The organism is Paenibacillus paridis, assembly GCF_006345825.1.
Taxonomy (GTDB): Bacteria; Bacillota; Bacilli; order Paenibacillales; family Paenibacillaceae; genus Pristimantibacillus; species Pristimantibacillus paridis.
The window spans coordinates 125,939-144,132 of record NZ_VCIX01000079.1 but is presented as its reverse complement, the minus strand read 5'-3'; the positions used below and the strand labels follow the sequence as shown (position 1 = coordinate 144,132).

The window sequence follows — 18,194 nt, the reverse complement described above, 5'->3', positions numbered from 1 at the left end:
AATGAGTGAAACGCCTGAGAAAACGAAGGTTTAACTAAGCGATGACTAGTCATAGGCACTGCTACGCTGAGTTGCTTTTTCTATCGAGGGTAATCGATGATTACATTACGGGAGGTCAGTTATTTGAGCGAAGACAGAGTAGTCGCGGTGTACCGGGTGGAAACGCCTTATTCGCTGGAGAGGGCGGCAGAGGTTATTGCGGGCGAGCAGTCGACCGGGACGTTCACTGCGGTGCCGGGCGAGACGGATGCGCTAAAGGAGCGATTCGGTGCGCGGATTGAGAAGATCATTGAACTGGAGTCGGTCAGTGCACCGACGCTGCCGGGAGCCAAGACGCCAGCGGGCCATGATGGGAAATATCGGCGGGGCTTGGTAGCTGTCTCTTTTCCGCTGCATAACTTTGGGCCTTCGATTCCGAACTTGATGTCGGCGATTGCGGGCAATTTGTTCGAGCTGCAGGAGCTGTCTGGACTTCGGCTGGTCGATTTGGAGCTGCCAGAGGCTTTTGCAGCTCGTTATCCCGGACCGAAGTTTGGAATCGATGGCACGCGCAGGCTGACGGGGGTCTATGACCGCCCGATCATAGGCACAATTGTTAAGCCAAGCATCGGCCTTGATTTGAAGGACTTGCAGCGGATGATTTTGAATGTATCGGCAGCGGGACTCGATTTTATTAAGGATGATGAATTAAACGCGAACGCACCTTATGCCCCGTTGGAGGCTAGAGTGAAGGCAGTGATGGAGACGGTGGACAAAGCTGCTGACGTCACGGGCAAGCGGATCATGTACGCGTTCAATATTACGGGCGATATCGAAGAAATGGAGCGCAATCACGAGCTGGTCGTGAAGGCGGGAGGCAACTGCGTCATGGTGAGTATCATGAGCGTTGGCCTAGCGGGCCTTGCCCATTTGAACCGCTACAGCGAGGTGCCAATCCATGGGCATCGGAACCAATGGGGCATGATGACGCGCTCTCCGGGACTGGGCTTTGAGTTTTCGGCTTATCAGAAGCTGTGCCGGCTGGCCGGCGCGGACCATCTGCATGTGAATGGCTTGAACAGCAAGTTTTACGAGAGCAATGAGTCGGTGGTTCGTTCGGTTCAAGCCTGCTTAAAACCGATGTATGACGGTTATGCAACGATGCCGGTTGTCTCTTCCGGGCAATGGGCGGGCATGGCACCGGCCACTTATGAGGCTACGGCGACGGTTGACGTGATGCATTTGGCAGGCGGCGGCATTTTGGCGCATCCGGACGGAGCCGGCGCAGGCTTCAAGAGCATGCAGCAGGGCTGGGAGGCAGCGGTCCAAGGCATTGAACTGGACGCGTATGCGGAGCAGCATCCGGCGCTTCGTCGTGCCATCGAGAAATACGGGAAGGGGTGAGCGCGATGCCGATAGCTGAATCGAAGCCTTCGAGGCTGCTCTGTTATTATGGGGACGACTTCACGGGCTCGACGGATGTGCTGGAATCTCTGTTTCGCTCAGGTGTAAGGACGGTTTTGTTTCTTGAGCTGCCGGACGAGGAAGTACTGCAAGGCCGATTTGCTGGAATAGAAGCATTTGGAATTGCTGGCGTAGGCCGTGCGCTCTCACCAGTTGAAGCGGAAAAAGAGCTTCGTCCGATCTTTGAGCGGTTCAAGCAAGCGGAAGCATCGGTCGTGCATTACAAGGTATGTTCGACCTTTGATTCCTCGCCAACGACTGGCAATATTGGCAAAGCAGCTGAAATCGGAAGTTCCGTATTTGGTGGCGAATATGTGCCGATTCTCGTTGGCGTACCGATTCTCGGAAGATATACCTTATTCGGTAACCATTTTGCCGCAGCAGGCGAAGAAATCTATCGTCTCGATCGCCATCCGACGATGTCCTGCCATCCCGTCACACCTATGAAAGAAGCGGATTTACGCAGGCATCTGGCGGAGCAAAGCGGTTTGAAAACGGCGTTGATGGACATTTTGTCTCTGGATGGAACAGGGGAACAGGTGCAGGAGCGGTTAAAGTGCCTGGTAGAAAAGGAGCAGCCGGATCTTGTGTTATTTGATGTACTGGATGAGGAACGGCTGGAAATAGCCGGGCGGTTAATTTGGGAGGGAGCTCAGCGGAACAAAAGCAGGTTTGTGATCGGATCGTCGGGCATAGAATACGCGCTTGGCGCAACCTGGAAGGCGCAAGGCATGCTGCAGCAAAACCGGGAGCTAATTGTTGATGCTCCTCCCGTATCGCGATTGCTCGTTCTATCGGGCAGCTGCTCGCCTGTGACTGAGCAGCAAATTATTCATGCCAGTGAAGCAGGATTTGCATTGCTCCGCGTGCCGGCTGCCGACCTCATTCATCCTGAGCGGGCAGAGCAAGCTCGCCTACAGCTGTTGAAGGAAGCGGCGGATTTGCTGGAGGGGGGAAAAAGCGTGCTGCTTTATACGGCTGCGGGCGCAGCTGACCCCGCCATAGGCGCTTTTCGCATAGCGTTGGATGCTTGCGGCTATCATTCCGAGGATAGCAGCAGGCTGCTGGGATCGATTCTGGGCTCCATCGCGAAGTCGCTGATTGTAGACACAAAGCTGAAACGAATTGTTATTGCTGGCGGCGATACATCGGGGTATTTGACGAGAGAGCTTGGGATCTACGCACTGGAATGTGTAGCGGCAATTGTGCCTGGGGCGCCACTATGCAGAGCATCGTCACAGGATCCTTGCCTGGATGGGGTGGAGCTCGTGTTGAAGGGCGGCCAGATCGGCGGCAAGGATTTTTTCAATCAGGTCAAAAAGGGAAGCGGATCTGAGAATTAGTCCTGCCCGCGAACACGATATTTCCTAATCATACTATTGTCTATCCTCAGGATAGGCAATTTTTTTGTTTAAAATGTCTACTAAAGATGGATCTACACGCGCAGCGACAAAAACGGGAAACTTTAGTTCATACATATCGTTACCTAAAATAAGGGTTGCAAAATGAAGCCGCTGCCATTATGATTTGTATAGAATTAATATATGTGTTTAAGGATTAATATTTATATTAATTTAATTGTTTATCGATTTTAAGTTACCTAAACATACAAAAGTGAGGCGATTCATTTGGCAAACCGAGTTACGATCAACGCCGATCTGGCGGCAGGCACAATTAACCGCAATATTTATGGGCATTTTTCCGAACATTTGGGTCGATGCATTTATGAAGGCATTTGGGTAGGCGAGGATTCCCCCATCCCAAACACGAATGGAATTCGCAATGATATCGTAGCGGCGCTTAAACAGCTAAAAATTCCGGTTCTGCGCTGGCCAGGCGGCTGTTTTGCCGATGAGTATCACTGGAAGGATGGCATCGGTTCGCGCGAGTCACGCAAGCGGATGATTAATACGCACTGGGGCGGCGTCGTGGAGAACAATCATTTTGGAACCCATGAGTTTCTGATGCTTTGCGAAATGCTGGAGTGCGAGCCTTATATCTCAGGCAATGTGGGAAGCGGTACCGTTCAGGAGATGGCGGAATGGGTGGAGTACATGACGTTCGAAGGCGTTTCGCCGATGGCTGAGCTGCGCCAAGAGAATGGCCGGGAAAAGCCGTGGAACGTGAAATATTTTGGCGTAGGAAACGAGAACTGGGGCTGTGGAGGCAATATGCGCCCTGAATATTATGCGGATCTCTATCGTAGATACCAAACCTATGTGCGCAATTACGGAGACAATAAGATTCACAAAATCGCCTGCGGTCCCAACGTCGACGATTACCGCTGGATGGACACGGTTATGAGAGAAGCACATGGCATGATGGATTCGATTTCTCTGCACTACTATACGATTCCAGGCGATTCTTGGTCAGAGAAGGGCGCAGCTACGGGCTTCTCCGAGGATGAGTGGTACAGTACGCTTAAGAAAGCGCTCTGGATGGACGAGCTGATCGAGAAGCATTCTACAATTATGGACCGTTATGATCCGAGCAAGCGCATAGGGCTGATCGTCGACGAGTGGGGCACTTGGTTCGATGTCGAGCCGGGAACGAACCCGGGCTTCCTTTATCAGCAAAACACGATTCGCGACGCGCTCGTTGCAGGCGTTACGCTTAACATTTTCCATGACCATTGCGACCGTGTACAAATGGCTAACATCGCTCAGGTAATTAACGTGCTGCAGTCAGTCATTTTGACGGAAGGGGAGAAAATGGTGCTGACCCCTACGTATCATGTATTTGATATGTATAAGGTTCATCAGGATGCAACTTTGCTGACTACCTCTATCGACAGCCAAGATTATGCACACAATGACCAGAAGATTCCTCAGGTGTCCGTCTCCGCCTCCAAGGATGCCGATGGGCATATTCACATCAGCTTATGCAACCTGGATAACCATTCGGCTGCAGATGTGGAGATTGATCTGCGCGGCTTAACTGGAGCAGCCATTACGGTATCGGGTACGGAGCTGACGGCTTCGATCAAAGATGCTCATAATACGTTTGAACAGCCGGAAGCGGTTAAGCCATCCGCTTATCATGCTTTTACGGTTGAAGGCTCCGCAATCAGCGCGAAGCTATCACCTATGTCGGTGACTGTGCTAAAGCTGATTTCCGAATAAGGAAAACATGCGATGAGCAGTCATAATCAATGCAAGGGATGCCGAGATGATTACCGCGTTACCGAAGTGCAAATCGATCGGATCTTGGCAGCGCCCATGTTTCAATCCGAGATCAGCGTGCCGGATGATGTCTACGAGGAGCGCTTAAAGGCTTGCCAAGCTTGTCCAAAGTTTCAATATGGCACCACATGCGCGGTATGCGGCTGCTTTGTCCGCATAGCCGCCAAATATAAAGACCGCGCATGCCCGAATCCAGGCGACAGCCGCTGGCTGAAGCATGCCTAATCGGAAGCTAGGACTAATTGGAAGACCGTTCCCCACATTTGTGGTGGAGCGGTCTATTTGTTGTGCCAAGCCCGGATATGCCAAAGGAACGGCGGAAATTCATAACTTTTAGCCTGATATTGCAAATACATTCGGAATTCAACTTTGTAAAATAAAGGTATCGAAAGCAGGTCATGCTTCCTGTGGCGTTTCAGGCAAACCCGATGCGGAGCCGGAAGCGTCAACTATGGCAAATACAATGATACATTTTGTATCATTGGAGGGTCGTGTGCTGCGCTGCTTCAATGCTTTGCCTTACCGACAACACCACATTAAACATCGAAAGGGTCGATTTTATGTTGAATTGTAAGCGTTTTATTATTGTGAGCATGATGATTGGGCTGCTTACCATGGCAATGTCAGGGCTTGTTTTTGCAGCCGAGGCTCCCATTTTCACTATGCAGCAGGAAAAAGCGGATCACGAAGTCCGAATTGTTTTGACGGCCGATAAGCTGTCGGATATGTACGCGTTTGAAGCAAAGCTTACCTTCGATCCGTCGAAGCTAAGATTCAAGAGTGAAGTAAGCGGGATGTCGGGTTTTTCGATTACACCCATCGTGGAGGGCAACCAGCTCGTAATCGCAACGACAAAAATCGGCAAGAAAGCGGGTGAAAACGGAAAGCTTGCACTTTCCACGCTGTTATTTGAGCCGATTGGAACAGGAGCTGTGGATATCACGATGACGGACGTGAAGCTTGTGAACAGCAGCCTTCAGCCACAAACATTAAAACCTCAGGTGAAGCTGACCGTTTCGCTAGGGGGTACTCCAATTATTTTAAAAGATATCGCTGGGCACTGGGCAAAAGCAGCTATCGAACGTGGAGTCACCCTTGGATTTATTAACGGCTACAGCGACGGAACGTTTCGTCCCAATGCTCAGGTAACCCGCGCGGAGTTTGCCACCATGCTCGTTCGAGCTCTAGAGCTGAAGACAAATAGCGGCGTGATCACATTCAAGGATGCAGGCAGCATCCCTAAATGGGCAGAAAGCTATGTAGCTACAGCTGCAGCAGCAGGTATAGTTGCAGGTTACGAGGATCAAACCTTCCGTCCTAGCAAGCCGATCAATCGGAGCGAAATAGCCGTTATGGTAGCAAGAGCGCTGAAATGGCCTGCGGATTCAACAGAGAAATCTACTTTTGCCGATCGAGAGCAAATTCCAGCGTGGGCCGAACCAGCTGTCGCCATGGCTGCTCAAGCTGGCGTTATGAAGGGCAGGGGGGCAAACCTGTTTGTGCCGGCAGCAAATGCGACTAGGGCGGAAGCGGCAACCCTTTTGCTCGCCATGATCGATTTGGAGTAAAGGAGTGCTAGAGGAATGGCATTGCGATTGGGGGAGGGGGAGTTGAAGCATTGAAAAGCTCGGTATTCATCATTGGCGCATTTATTGCCGTTACGCTCTTTGGGATGCTGCTCATCTTTCGATCGGACGAATCCGGCGTGGCCGAGGGCAAGAAATTGAACGCATCTTCCCTCGAGAGCGTGCTAAGCACGAATCAAGAAGCAGCGCTGCACCGAAAAGCAAAGTCGGGGGTGAAAGCCCCCTCCTTTACCTTGAAATCACTAGAAGGGAAAACCTACACGATCGGGGAGACCAATAACAAACCGATTATTCTGCAGTTTTGGGCCAGCTGGTGCGAGGCTTGCACGATTGAAGCCCCAACGCTGCAGAAGCTTCACGCACAATTTCAAGACAAGATCGATTTTTATGGCGTGAATTTATCTGCCGAAGAGAAACACGAGGATCAGATTAACGCTTTTATTCAAAAGAACGGTTGGAACTTCCCGAATTTGCTCGACGGGAACAAGCGGGCTTCCTATTTGTATGAGCTGCACGCTTTGCCTACGACATTCATTATCGATACGGACGGGACGGTAATAGACACCTTCCATCTGATTGATCCAATGGAGTTCGAGAATAAGCTGAACATGCTGTTCGAAGGGAGGTGAGGCGCAAGCGTATTTCATCGGGTATTTGGAAGTCGTGAACGGGCATACACGCAGGACAGCAAGTACTTAGTCTGAAGGAGTGACGCGGGATGAGGTTCAGCGCAAAGCTGAAAACATGGATGGCCATACCGCTGGTTTTCTCCATGTACGCAAGTCTCTTTATGCCGGCGGTGCATGTAGAAGCGTCGTCTGAGCCAGAGCCGGGGTTTTTCGAAGATCATTTCAACCGCTCGGTCATTAATGAGAAATGGCAGGTCGTTGACGGTTCATGGTCAACGGAGGATGGCAGCATGACTGCAGAAAGCGGCTTAGGTTCAAAGGCCTTAATCAAGGAGACCGAATTGCAGGATGGCAGCATCGAGGGGGACATCAGCTTCCCGGAACGAAAAGGAGACGCGGGATTTCTTCTGCGTACGATAAGCGCAACTCCCGGTGCCGATAACGTGAAGGGATATTATGCGGGCATTTCCGCTCAAGGAACTGGGAGCGTCTTTCTTGGACGGATGGATAACAAATGGACCGAGCTAAAGCGAGCTTCGATTCCCGTTAATCCGGGTACGGTGTATCGCTTTAAAGTTAGCGCCGTCGGCTCGCAGATCAAGTTCTATGTGAATGGATCGCTTGTACTGGAGCAAACGGATACGACCTATACCAAAGGGCAAGCAGGCGTAAGGCTTTATCAAGCCAAGCCGACCTACGATAATGTTCGCATTGCCGACGATAAAGGAGTGGAACGCTTCGTGGATGCCTTTGATTCGCCAGCCGTATCGCTTGCACTGCCGAATTGGCAGATGGTTAAAGGCAGCTGGAAGCTCCAAGCAGGTGGTACAACGGTGAATGCCGGACCGATGCAAGCGATGCTCGTGAAGGACACCGTCTTTCATGATTTCACCGTAGAGACCGATATATCGCTCCAAGCAGCAGCAGGCGCGGCAGGACTCCTGTTCCGCAGCCAGCCGGAGAGGAAAGGCGATCAAACCACCGGTTATTATGTCGGCCTGCAAGGCGACGGTAACCTGGTGCTCAGCAGATACAATGAGGAGCGGACTGAGCTCAAATCGGTAAGAGTGCTAGATGCGCTAACCCCAAGCCAATCTTATCAGCTTAAGGTCGTCACTTATGGCCATGGCATTAAAGTGTTTTTGGACGACATGCACAGTCCTGTGCTCGAATTTCGTGATGACAGTCAGCGGAAGCTGGCATCGGGAGGCATTGGGGTGTGGGCGGATAACGTTCAGCCCGTATTCGATAACTTTATCGCTACGGATTATGCCGTTCCGGTTGAATCGTTCAAGGAGCCGGTTGCGAACAAGAGCCCGCTTGCCCAAACGCCGTTTGTGCCGCTGCCGCTCGGCTCGGTGAAGGCAGACGGATGGCTGCTTACCCAGCTTGAGCTCATGAAGGAAGGGGCAACTGGCTACGCGGAGGATCTGTACGGCGAGCTAAATACGAATTCAGAATGGCTTGGCGGGACGGCGCCGGAATCGAATTGGGAACGCCCCGTCTATTATGTTAAAGGCTTGATAGCGCTCGCTTATACGCTAGATGATCCGGATCTCATCGCCAAGTCGCAGAAATGGGTCAGCTGGATTCTTGCTAGCCAGCGCGAAGACGGTTTCTTCGGGCCCGCAAGCGACAATGACTGGTGGCCGCGCATGGTGGCGCTTTACGTGCTCAAGGATTATTACGAGGCGACCGATGACGAGAGAGTGCTTTCGTTTCTTACGAATTACTTCCGTTACCAGCTGAACAATCTGGATCAGCGGCCGCTAAGGGATTGGGGGCAAGTGCGCAGCGGGGATAACCTCAACGTCGTGCTGTGGCTTTATAACCGGACAGAAGATCCGTTTCTCATTCAATTAGCGGAGAAGCTGCATACACAAGGAACCGATACAACAGATGTATTTACGAACAATAATTTCCTCACTTCAGCTAAGAGCAACCCCGACAACTTCTACACGCAGCATACCGTTAATGTCAATCAATCGATTAAAACCTCAGCGATTTACTCACAAGTTTCGAACAACGAAGTAGATAAGCTAGCTTTTCAAGCAGGCAATCAACACCTTGACCAATTGCATAATCAAATTACAGGCATGAACTCGGGCACGGAGATGCTTGCCGGGCTTTCCTCTACGCAAGGCGTGGAATTATGCGCCATCGTAGAGCGAGTACATAGCAACGCGGTTGCCGCCATGATTACGGGCGATCCAAAAATCGGGGATGCGCTAGAGAAAATTACTTTCAATTCGCTCCCAGGCGCCATGAGCAAGGATCTAAAGACTCATCAGTATTATTCTCTTCCGAACCAAGTGCAGAGCGGCGTGACAGACCATGGCTTTAAGCAGAATTACGGGAACGGCACAGTCCAGTCGCCTTATTCTGGATTCCCATGCTGCCGCTTCAACATGCATATGGGCTGGCCTTATTTCGTCAAGGATATGTGGGCAGGCACGTCTGACGGGGGGCTTGGCGTTATCGCATACGGGCCTAGCCGCGTTTCGGCGTCTATTAAGGGTACGAATGTAACCGTGAAGGAAACAACGAATTACCCATTCGAGGACGAAATTCGGTTTACGATTGAGGAGGCTTCCGAAAGCGTGGCGTTCCCATTGAAGCTGCGTATTCCAGAGTGGACCGATAACGCAGTTGTTATCGTTAATGGGCAGCCGCAGGCTGCGGTAAAATCGGGCCAATATTTCACCATTGATCGGCAATGGGAGAAGGGGGATACGGTTACCTTAACGTTGCCGATGAAAATTAAAGCTTCGACATGGGTCAATCATTCCATTGGCATTGAACGCGGTCCGTTAGTGTTCTCGCTCAAGATAGAGGAGAATTGGGTGGAGAAGGCAAACCCGGCGCCACAGGTGAAAGCGTCCGGTTTCAAGGAATACGCCATTGATGCCAAGTCGCCATGGAATTACGGCCTGCTGATCGACCGGGAACATCCGGAAGCGTCGATTGAGGTTGTCACCTCTGCGATGCCGGATAATCCGTTCCTGCAAGAGACGACACCAATCAAGCTGATTGCCAAAGGCAAACGGATTCCGGCTTGGGGAAAGGCGCCTAACGGTGTCTCGGCGGCGGAGCCGCCAGTTGGTCCCGTGTATTCGGCAGAAGCGACGGAAGAAATAACACTGGTTCCGTTCGGAGCCGAAAACCTGCGGGTAACCTACTTCCCTGAAGCAACGGAGGACCCTAGTGCCATACCGGCCAAATATGAAGCAGAGCAGGCGAAGCTGTTCAAAGCTGCTGTACGTGCGAACAACGCGTATGCCTCCGGTTCCAGCTACGTCGGAGGAATGGATTATGCCGACAGCTATGCCAGCTTCGAGCAGGTGGAGGCGCCAGCTGCAGGGACATACAAGATGTTCGTTTGGTATGGCCAGAACACAGGCAATTACCAGCCTGCCACCGCCAAAATCATCGTAAACGGCGGAGAGGAGCAAGCGCTTCAGCTTGCGGGCACGATTAATTGGGGGCGGTTCATGGCAACGAGTATAAATGTAGAGCTGCAGGAAGGAGCCAATACCATTACATTCATGCGGGGCTCAGGCGCAAGTCCGGGCTTCTACGAGCTTGATTACATTGCGTTGTCAGCTATCAGCGATGAGCCCGAGGAACCGGCGTTTGACCCAACAGCCGCATGGATCGGGACTGCGAGCTTGGCAAGCGGCGAAGAAGCCGCGTTCACGCTAGCCGTTCAAGGCGTGACAGACAGCGTGTATCAAAGCGTCTACGCGCAGGATGTCACCGTTACGTTCGATCCAAGCAAGCTTAGCTTCTCGGATGTTGCATCGCTTCGCGAGGGCTTGTCGGTGCTTGAGCCAAAACTGCTTGAGCCCGGGAAGATCCGTATATTAGCTTTCGGAGAAGGCGTTGCTATGACGCCGAATGAAGCTTGGCTGAAGCTATCCTTCCAAGCCGCGGTACTCGAGGAGGCTGCGGATACGGTCATTACCGTGGCTGAAATGAGCCTGGCAAACGGCGAGGGCCGTGAACTGCCGATTGCCGGTGCACAGCATGCTGTACACATTGCAGCCGCAGCAGTGGATAAAACGGCATTAATCGAGGCTATAGCAGCCGCACAGGCTATCCATGATGAAGCCATGACAGGCACGCAGCCGGGTCAATATCCTGCTGCAGTCAAGCAACAGCTGCAGGCCGCAATTGATAAAGCAAAGCTGATTGCCGATGACAAGCAAGCGACTCATTCTCAAATCGGCGCTGCAATCTTGCAAATCAGCGAAGCGCTCGACATCTTCCGTTCAGGCGTCATTAAGCCGACAGACGGGGATCTCAATCATGACAATAAACGAAGCATTGGCGATTTGGCTATCGTTGCTGCCGCCTATGGCAAAACGAGCACCGATTCCGATTGGGTGAAATACCGCAAAGCTGATCTAAACCGCGACGGTATCGTAGACATCGAAGATCTTGCCCTGCTTGCCGCGTGGATAACGGGCTAGACGAACCAGGGAGGAAGGCGCATCACTTCCTCCACCTGATTTATTCAATTCCATATGAATATTTGGAGGTTCTGCGCATGTTGAAACGAAGGAAAGCAATCAGTACGATTGTAGCTTTATCCATGTTGTTTACTTTAATGTCTTCTGTCATGTCGTTCACGCCACGCGCGGCAGCAGCGGAGTCTGCACCGGAGTATCACGGGTTGAAGGCCGAATACTACACGGTAGGAGGAGGACCGAATTTTGCATTTGAGACCTTTAAAGGCACCGGCTATGATCCTCATCTCGATATTTCCAACCTGGAGCCGGCCATAAAAATGTTCACGGGACAGGAGAATCGCGTCGGCATACGGTGGACGGGATTCATCGAGCCGGAATTCACCGAAAACTATACTTTTTATATTACCGGTGATAACGGATTCCGTTTATGGATTGACAACAAGCTGACGATTGACCACTGGGTCGCGGATTGGGACAAGGAGCAGACTTCGCTTCCCGTCTCTTTAACTGCAGGGAAGAAATACAGCATTAAGCTTGAGCTCTTCGAAGATAACGGCGGCTCCAATATCCATTTCCGCTGGGCTAGCCCAAGCATATCGAAGAAAGCTGTGCCGACCCATGCATTTTATTTGCCTGATGGCTTTGCGCCGGTAGGCAGAGTGCTCGAGGACGGTTTGCATGCCGAGCTTCGTTTTGGAGAATCGCTGAAGCCCGTTGCAGCAGACCTGTTAACCCATTTGAAGCTGAACACCTCGTCGGGCAGTTTGCCTATTGTATCTGCAGCCCTGAAGGCAGGCGATGATCGCGTTATCGCACTAACGCTGCAGGATGCGTTGTATTCGAAGGATGCAGGCAATCTGCAGATGGTTTATGACGGGAAAGGAGGGCTAGCAACGACTGCCGGAATTGCCATTGACAGCTTCAATAAACCATTGGTAAATGGATCGAAATATCAGATTATGTCGCCATGGGCAGATGACGTCGACAAAGAAAATGTGCTGCCGGAATACCCAAGGCCGCAGTTCGCGCGCGAGAAGTGGGTTAATTTGAATGGGGAGTGGGAATTTCAAGCAGCAAGGAAAGGCGAGGCTGCGCCAGTAGGCCAAACGCTAAAGGAAAAGATTCTCGTTCCTTTTGCCGCTGAAGCGAAGCTCTCAGGCATTAATCGCGTAGAGGACCTGATGTGGTATAAACGCAGCTTCTCCGTTCCGTCCGATTGGAATGGACAGCGTGTGAAGCTTAATTTTGGCGCTGTCGATTATTTGGCTACCGTTTACGTAAATGGACAGCTGGCAGGCAGCCATAAAGGCGGCTTTACCTCGTTTAGCTTCGACATTACCGATTATCTTGTCCCCGGTGAAAATGAACTGATCGTTCACGTGCTGGACGAAACGGATATGGGGGCTGACCAAGCCGTCGGCAAGCAAACGGTTAAAAAACTTGGCGGGATCTGGTACACCTCCGTTTCCGGGATTTGGCAGACAGTATGGCTGGAGCCGGTAGCAGAGGCCCATATCGATAAACTGGATATGGTGACGGATATTCATGCCAATGTGCTGAAGCTCAGCGCAGCCGGAAGCGGCATTCAGGGGCAAACCGTTGAAGCTGTCGTGCTTGAGGGCGGGAAAATCGTTGGCACAGCTTCGGGAGAAGTGGGCTCTGAGCTTAGCGTGCCTGTGCCGAATGCGCGCCTATGGTCGCCCGATGATCCATTTCTTTATGATTTAAAGGTTTACCTCAAGGAAGGTGCAACAATTGTTGATGAGGTGACCAGTTATTTTGGAATGCGGGAAATTAAATTAGGAAAAGTCGATGGCGTGACCCGCCCGCTGTTGAATGGAGAATTTGTTTTTCAGATGGGCCCGCTTGATCAAGGGTTCTGGCCGGATGGCATTTATACCGCGCCTACGGATGAAGCATTGAAATTTGATATTGAAACGGTAAAAAACGTCGGGATGAACACAATTCGCAAGCATATTAAGGTGGAGCCTGCCCGTTGGTACTATTGGGCGGATAAGCTGGGCGTGCTTGTCTGGCAGGATATGCCGAGCCTGGAGGACCGCCAAGGGAACAAAGGCGCCGATATTACGCAGGCAACGAAAACCCAGTGGCTGAAGGAATATAAGGAGATGGTCGATCAGCTTCGCAGCGTCACCTCCATCATTGTGTGGACGGTCTTTAATGAAGGCTGGGGACAATTCGACCAAGGCGGCCAGCAGACTCGAGATGCGACTAGCTACGTGAAGGGGCTGGATTCGACGCGGCTGATCAACAGCACAAGCGGCTGGTGGGATGCCGGGGCTGGCGATCTGCTGGATGTTCACCGTTATCCAGATCCGGGCGCTCCAGCTCCAAGCGATACAAGAGCAGCTGTCCTTGGCGAGTATGGAGGTCTTGGGCTGCATGTGCCGGGGCATGAATGGAGCCCGCTTGTCTTCTCTTATCAGCTGATGAACAGCAAAGAGCAGCTGACTTCAACTTACATTGCCTATATTGAGAGGCTAAAGCAAATGAAGGAATCTGGATTAAGCGCAGCCATCTACACGCAAATTACCGATGTGGAATACGAGATTAATGGCTTATTGTCGTATGACCGCAAAGTAGAGAAAATGGATTTTGCCCAAATTGCGATCGCTCATCGCCAGCTTATTGGCACAGCGACCCAAGAAGATTTGCTTGCCGAAATCGCCAAAGCGAATGCTTTGCTGCAGCATGCAAAAGTTGGAGCCGGCGCCGGCAACTACACCCAAGCTGTTGCGGATGCTCTCAAGAGCGCACTTGATTCAGCAGCTGCCGTAGCGCAAAATTCAAACGCCGCGCCTGCGGAATGGCAGGCAGCACTGAAATCGCTGCAAAGCGCGCGCAATCAATTTTTTGCAAGCGTAAATGATCCCATTCCAGCAGGCTCAGCGGTTGATCCGTTTGACGGCGAGTCTTTAAACGCGGCATGGTCGATCTTAAAAGCTGACAATAGCAAGTGGTCGTTGACGCGCAAACCGGGATTTTTGAGCCTGGAAACATCAGCAGGGGAAACGTTCCAAGGCTCCAATACCCTGCCGAATATTTTCCTTAAGAACGCACCGGAAGGGGATTTTGTCATCACGACCAAAGTGGAGGCTCCCGTCCGCAAAAACTATCAGCAAGCAGGATTATTCCTATGGCAAAATGAAGACAACTACGTGAAGTTCGGTCATGTATGGGATACGGACGGCGCAACCGGCAAAAGTCTTGAAACCGCGTACGAAAAAAATGCCGTCTATGTAAAAGCGGCAAATATGGCTAAGCATCCTGGCTATGATCTCTCTTATTTGCAAATCAAAAAGGTTGGAAACGTTGTTTCTACGTTCTATTGGGACGGAACGGCTTGGAAACCGGCTGCGGACCCGATGACCGTAAATTTAAGCAATTTGAAGGTGGGCTTCTATGGCCTGTCTTCGGGCGATAAGGTTTCCGTAATTGCGAATTTTGATTATTTCTCGGTCGGACCCGTAGAAGCCGCCGATAAAACGACGCTGCAGGCGGCTATTGCTGCTGCAGAAGCGCAGCTAGCTGCAGCAGTTGCCGGAACAGAGCCTGGCCAGTACCCGCAAGCGGCAAAGGATGCCTATGCGGCAGCGATTAAAGCAGCCGAAGCCGTAGCTGCTAATTCCGCTGCAAGCCAAGCGGATGTAGATGCAGCGGCAGCGAAACTAAATATCGCGGCTGCAGCATTTACTGCTTCCGTCATACCGGTTGCGCCTGGAACGCCTGTTGCTGTCATCGATGGAGCCTCTGAGGTGAAGGCAGGCGAGGCTTTTGACGTGACGGTAGGTTATACGAATATTAAAGACGATAAATTCCAAACGTTTTATGCGCAAATGCTTACGATCAGTTTCGATCCGAATAAGCTGGCGCTCTCAAGTGCAGCATCCTTGAAGGATGGTTTCGGCATTATAGAGCAAAAGGTGCTCGAACCAGGCAAGATTCGGATCATTGCAGCAGGCCAAGGAAACGGGGTGTCAGCAAATGAAAAATGGCTGAAGCTAAGCTTCCTTGCAAGCGCTACAGGTACTCCTGCAGCAGCCGAAATTAAGGTAAGCGGCATCGAAGCGGCTAACAGCGCAGGCGAAGAGCTTACGGTAAGCGAAGCTGTTCACCTAGTGCAGATCAGCGCACAAGTAGACGTAACGGCGCTGAATGCGGCTATTGCTGCAGCGGAAGCCATCTACACTGGTGCTGTTGTTGGTACGCAGCCTGGCCAGTATCCGGCTGCTGCAAAAGCGGCTCTAAGCCAAGCGATTGGGAAAGCTAAAGCGGTTGCGGTTAACCCGAATGCAAGCGCAGCCCAAGTCAGCGCGGCCATTATTGACCTGAATGCGGCGGTCATTGCGTTCCAAGCAACCGTATTGTCTGGGGATATCAATAATGATCATAAGGTAACGATTGGCGACTTGGCGATTTTGGCAGCGGCCTATGGCAAAACAAGCGCAGACCCGAATTGGTCGCAATACAAACGATCAGATTTGAATGCCGACGGAAAAGTGGACATCGAGGATATTGCAATGCTGGCTAGATGGATTTTAGGCTAATGGCAAAATGAAAACGGAGCCAGGCAGCACATTCGCTGCTTGGCTCCTTCTTTGGTTTTAGTAGTATTGCTGCTGGCGATGCTGGTGGCCGTACATGGCATTGGTTTGGCCTTGTATTGGATTAACAGGCATGGCTGAATTGGCTGCGGATGGTTGGACCTTCGTTTGCTTAGTCATGGGCGCATTAGCCGATTGCCCTTGTACGACAGGATTGTAGCTGCAATTGCTAGGCGGCCCTAAAATGACGGTTTGTTTAATTGGAGCAAGCGATTCTTTTAATTTTGTTTCGTCGAGGCAGTAGGTGTAAGCAAGCACGTTGGTTGGCGTCAAGCGTAAAATATCGGAGCCGAAAATAACTTCAGGCGTCTGCGCGTCAAAGATCGCAAGCAGATGCGTATTGTCCTCTAAGGCAATCTCGTAATGCCACCATCCCTGCGGGACATTCGCGACCTGGCCAGGCTTGACATAGAAATGGAGAAACTGATTGGTAAACGGGTTCATAATGGCAACCTCGGCCGCTCCCGAGATGCAATAGACAAGCTCGGCTGCGTTTTGGTGATAATGCGGCTCAACCACATTTCCCTTGCTTAGAAAGATATCGAGCAGCGAGTTGTTGCCAAGCGTGTTCAGCTGCTTGACCGACAGCAAATTGATGTAGTTGTAGGGATCTTTTTTGAAAAATAGGTTGTTGTTCAAATCATAAGTAAATTGTGTCCCGGGGGACGTGTAATCTGCATAAGAAGTCATACGTTGATCCTGCCCTCTTCCGTAATCATTTATAGTCTTACGAGGTTAGGATATGTGTTTGCCTATATGAATGTGAGCGGATAATAAATAAAAGACAACCAGCCTGAAGCATATATCCATGCTTAGGCCGGTCGTCTACCGGAAAGAATCGTATTTATTTGTAAGCTGGAAGCCAGCTGCCATGAGCTTCGATCAGCTCGTCGCAGAGCGATACGATGTCGTCCATCGAAAGCTCGGCCGCCGTGTGCGGATCAAGCATAGCCGCGTGATAAATATGATCGCGCTTGCCCGTAATTGCAGCTTCAATCGTAAGCAGCTGTGTATTGATATTCGTGCGGTTAAGCGCAGCAAGCTGCGGCGGAAGATCACCCACGAAGGTTGGCGTGATGCCGTTGGCATCGACAAGGCAAGTGACCTCGACGCAAGCTTCCTTCGGAAGGTTCGTAATGAGTCCGGTATTCATAACATTGCCGCCAATTCGGAACGGGTTGTTCGTTTCAATGGCTTCAAAAATGTAAGAAGCATATTCATGGCTGCGGCTGTGCTCCAGGTTCCGGTCATTGACGAGCGTATCGCGCATCGATTTCCAGCCTTCGATTTGGCTTACGCAGCGACGCGGGTATTCATCGAGCGGGATGTTGAAGCGCTCAATAAGCTCCGGGTAATTGCGCTTGATGAAGTAGGGATGATATTCCGCGTTATGCTCGGATGACTCGGTCACATAGTAGCCGAACTTCTGCATGAGCTCGTAACGAACCATGTCATGATGCTGCTCTTTTTGCTTCTCGGCTGCACGGCGCTTGATTTCCGGATAAAGATCGACGCCGTCCTTGTTCGCTTCGAGCAGCCATGCCATATGGTTGATGCCGGCAATTTTGTATTGCACGCCTGTAGGGTCAAGGTCAAGATGCTCGAACAGATGCGGAACGCAGCCTTGAACGCTGTGGCATAAGCCTACGGTTTGCACGCCGCCGTGCGTATTCATTACATTGGTCAGAACTGCCATTGGATTGGTGTAGTTCAGGAACAGCGCATCCGGACAAACCTCTTGGATATCACGCGCAAAATCAAGCATAACCGGAATGGTACGCAGGTTGCGGAAAAGGCCGCCAATGCCTACGGTATCGGCAATCGTTTGGCGCAGGCCGTACTTTTTCGGAATGTCAAAGTCGGTGATGGTACAAGGATCGTAGCCGCCCACTTGAATCGCATTAACGACATACTTCGCGCCGCGAAGCGCTTCTTTCCGGTCGGTATAAGCTTTGATTTGGCAGGTGCTTTGGCTGGTTTGTTTCAGATTAAGCAGCATTTTCTCGGAATCTTGCAGGCGTTGGTCGTCAATATCAAAAAGAGCGATTTCAAAGTCTTGCAGAGCTGGCGTTTGCATGACGTCGCCGAGAATGTTTTTGGCAAAAACGGTGCTTCCCGCACCGATAAACGTAATTTTTGGCATAAGTAGAATGGCCTCCTGAATTGGATTAGCTGACTCTTTCAGTATAAGGACGTATATGGAAAAAGAATATGGAAAGAACGAAGCATTATATGGATAAATGTTGCATCATTTTGT

10 protein-coding genes are annotated in these 18,194 nt (G+C 51.2%); 8 read left to right on the top strand and 2 right to left on the bottom strand.

Annotation, left to right across the window (positions count from 1 at the left end; translation table 11 throughout):
• Positions 1 to 123 precede the first annotated feature (123 nt).
• From FJQ58_RS09260 to FJQ58_RS09225, 8 genes are all read left to right on the top strand, one after another.
• Positions 124 to 1,383 carry a ribulose-bisphosphate carboxylase large subunit family protein gene (locus FJQ58_RS09260; protein ID WP_139992578.1) on the top strand — a complete coding sequence of 420 codons (1,260 nt, stop codon included), beginning with the start codon at positions 124 to 126 and terminating at the stop codon, positions 1,381 to 1,383.
• A 5-nt stretch (positions 1,384 to 1,388) separates the two neighbouring features.
• Positions 1,389 to 2,786: a four-carbon acid sugar kinase family protein gene (locus FJQ58_RS09255; RefSeq protein WP_139992576.1), complete on the top strand. Its 1,398-nt coding sequence runs from the start codon at positions 1,389 to 1,391 to the stop codon at positions 2,784 to 2,786.
• Positions 2,787 to 3,071: 285 nt separating this feature from the next.
• Positions 3,072 to 4,565 (top strand): alpha-N-arabinofuranosidase, encoded by a 1,494-nt coding sequence (locus tag FJQ58_RS09250; protein ID WP_139992574.1) that lies wholly within the window; start codon positions 3,072 to 3,074, stop codon positions 4,563 to 4,565.
• Positions 4,566 to 4,577: 12 nt separating this feature from the next.
• Positions 4,578 to 4,850: a DUF6171 family protein gene (locus FJQ58_RS09245; RefSeq protein WP_139992572.1), complete on the top strand. Its 273-nt coding sequence runs from the start codon at positions 4,578 to 4,580 to the stop codon at positions 4,848 to 4,850.
• Between the two features lie 335 nt (positions 4,851 to 5,185).
• The gene (locus FJQ58_RS09240) at positions 5,186 to 6,193 is read left to right on the top strand and encodes an S-layer homology domain-containing protein (RefSeq protein ID WP_162341401.1); all 1,008 of its coding nucleotides are present in this window, start codon (positions 5,186 to 5,188) and stop codon (positions 6,191 to 6,193) included.
• A gap of 50 nt (positions 6,194 to 6,243) precedes the next feature.
• A complete protein-coding gene (locus FJQ58_RS09235) occupies positions 6,244 to 6,840 on the top strand; it encodes a TlpA family protein disulfide reductase (RefSeq protein WP_139992568.1) in 597 nt (198 codons plus the stop codon).
• Between the two features lie 89 nt (positions 6,841 to 6,929).
• Positions 6,930 to 11,312 (top strand): beta-L-arabinofuranosidase domain-containing protein, encoded by a 4,383-nt coding sequence (locus FJQ58_RS09230; RefSeq protein ID WP_139992566.1) that lies wholly within the window; start codon positions 6,930 to 6,932, stop codon positions 11,310 to 11,312.
• Between the two features lie 77 nt (positions 11,313 to 11,389).
• The gene (locus tag FJQ58_RS09225; protein ID WP_139992564.1) at positions 11,390 to 15,880 is read left to right on the top strand and encodes a PA14 domain-containing protein; all 4,491 of its coding nucleotides are present in this window, start codon (positions 11,390 to 11,392) and stop codon (positions 15,878 to 15,880) included.
• A gap of 57 nt (positions 15,881 to 15,937) precedes the next feature.
• On the opposite strand, the gene FJQ58_RS09220 is transcribed toward FJQ58_RS09225, so the two are convergent.
• Entirely contained in the window at positions 15,938 to 16,627 is a 690-nt protein-coding gene (locus tag FJQ58_RS09220; protein ID WP_139992562.1) for a cupin domain-containing protein, read from the bottom strand.
• 154 nt (positions 16,628 to 16,781) lie between these two features.
• Positions 16,782 to 18,080, bottom strand: coding sequence for an alpha-glucosidase/alpha-galactosidase (gene melA / locus FJQ58_RS09215; RefSeq protein ID WP_139992560.1), 1,299 nt, complete (start codon positions 18,078 to 18,080; stop codon positions 16,782 to 16,784).
• Between the last annotated feature and the right edge of the window lie 114 nt (positions 18,081 to 18,194).